The sequence below is a fragment of the Haloglomus irregulare genome (assembly GCF_007421925.1).
GTDB lineage: Archaea > Halobacteriota > Halobacteria > Halobacteriales > Haloarculaceae > Haloglomus > Haloglomus irregulare.
The window spans coordinates 1-1,396 of record NZ_QMDX01000051.1 but is presented as its reverse complement, the minus strand read 5'-3'; the positions used below and the strand labels follow the sequence as shown (position 1 = coordinate 1,396).

At 67.2% G+C, this 1,396-nt stretch carries 3 protein-coding genes; 1 reads left to right on the top strand and 2 read right to left on the bottom strand.

What is annotated here, in order from left to right; genetic code table 11:
• Nucleotides 1-200: hypothetical protein (locus DP107_RS19675; RefSeq protein ID WP_144263768.1), on the bottom strand; the 200-nt coding region annotated here is incomplete at its 3' end.
• A 141-nt stretch (nt 201-341) separates the two neighbouring features.
• On the opposite strand from DP107_RS19675, the gene DP107_RS19670 reads away from it, so the two are divergent.
• Entirely contained in the window at nt 342-935 is a 594-nt protein-coding gene (locus tag DP107_RS19670; protein ID WP_144263767.1) for a DUF4864 domain-containing protein, read from the top strand.
• Nucleotides 936-1,120: 185 nt separating this feature from the next.
• Here the strand turns inward: DP107_RS19670 and DP107_RS19665 are convergent, their stop codons facing one another.
• Nucleotides 1,121-1,348, bottom strand: a complete 228-nt coding sequence (locus DP107_RS19665; protein ID WP_144263766.1) for a hypothetical protein — start codon at nt 1,346-1,348, stop codon at nt 1,121-1,123.
• Between the last annotated feature and the right edge of the window lie 48 nt (nt 1,349-1,396).

Here is a 1,396-nt window from a genome sequence, read left to right as displayed (position 1 = left end):
CGGTCCCGCGCCCACGCCGGCGTCGGTGTTGAGGCGAATCCCTTGACGACCCGATGCAGCGCGTCACGGTCGACGGTGACCCGCGCAACAGCCTCGCGCAGCTCGTCGAGCACGTCCCCGCCGTACCGCGGGCCAAGGCCGTCGACGAGCGCCTCCGGCAGCAGGCCGCACTCGACGGCCTCTCCCTCCGGGCGCCGCACAGCGTACTCTCCAGGTCGGGGCCCGGCCACCCGGTCGATGCTCGGTCCCGGTCCTCGTACGGTAGAACAAATTCCGTGCCCAACAATAGGGGCAGCGGGACGACCGAGAAGAGCCAAGCGGCCGCAGTTATAAAGAGAAGTATGGCAGACGCACGCCCGGGTGCCGTCGCCGCCCTCGTGGTGCTCGTGGCACTTGCCGGGTGCGCGGGCCTGGTCGGGCAGGACGGGGACGCAAGCGGCGGCGCGGCCACAACGGAGACACTAACGCCGGTTCCCGTCCCAGAGACCGACTCCGCGCCGGGAGCACGCAGCCGGCAGGCGACCACGCCGTCGCGGTACCAGGCGCTGGGGCCGACCTGTGAGCGGCCGCCGGAACTGGTCGTCGCCGTGCAACTCGGCGCGCTGCGGGCCAACGACCCGCGAACGAACGAGGGCATCAACACCACCTGGCAGTTCGCCGCCCCGTCGAATCGGAACGCCATCGGATCATACGGCCGGTTTGTGACCATCATCACCGAACAGTACCAGCCGCTGCTGGACGCAGAGACGGTGACGCTCGGGCCGCTCCAGCGCTTGACCACGACCGCGCGCCAGCCCGTGACCGTCACGACCGTGATGGGTGAGACGCAGTCGTACGTGTGGTATCTGGAGAAACAGACCGGGAATCCGTACGACGGGTGCTGGATGACGACCGGCGTCCGGGGGGCACTCGACGACATGGGGAACCGGTCTTGACACGCGCTGTCACTCGCAGGAAGAGCTGAAGCAAGACCCCATTCTCTCCGAAGCCGAACGCAAGCAACTACTGATCAAATGGCGTAAATCGGTGGACCGAGGCGCGGCAGTGGCACATCTGGCCCGAAAGGAGGTGTCCGATGAGGGAGTTCGCGCTCTCGGTCGACAGTGCCCTTGCACGCCGGTTAGAGACGGTAGATGAGGAATGGCTCACGGAACAGTTTGAGTCGGTGGCACGTCAGGTTCTCGTCGTCGGCCTCGCGGTACTGTCGGAACCGCCGTGCGGGGCGCTCGGCCGCTGCCTCGGTCTTCAGCGTCTGGAGCGGCTCGGTGAGCACCCGGTCGTCCAGCTCGCCGACCAGCCGGGAGACGCTTGACTGGACGATCTGGTACTCGGCCGGGTAGTCCTCCAACCCGATTACGAGACGAGGGAGTTCTCAGGCACTGATAGATTCCGGATG

Excerpts from the sequence above, each read along its gene's own strand:
- DP107_RS19670 (WP_144263767.1), top strand. The coding sequence starts at position 342 with ATGGCAGACGCACGCCCGGGTGCCGTCGCCGCCCTCGTGGTGCTCGTG.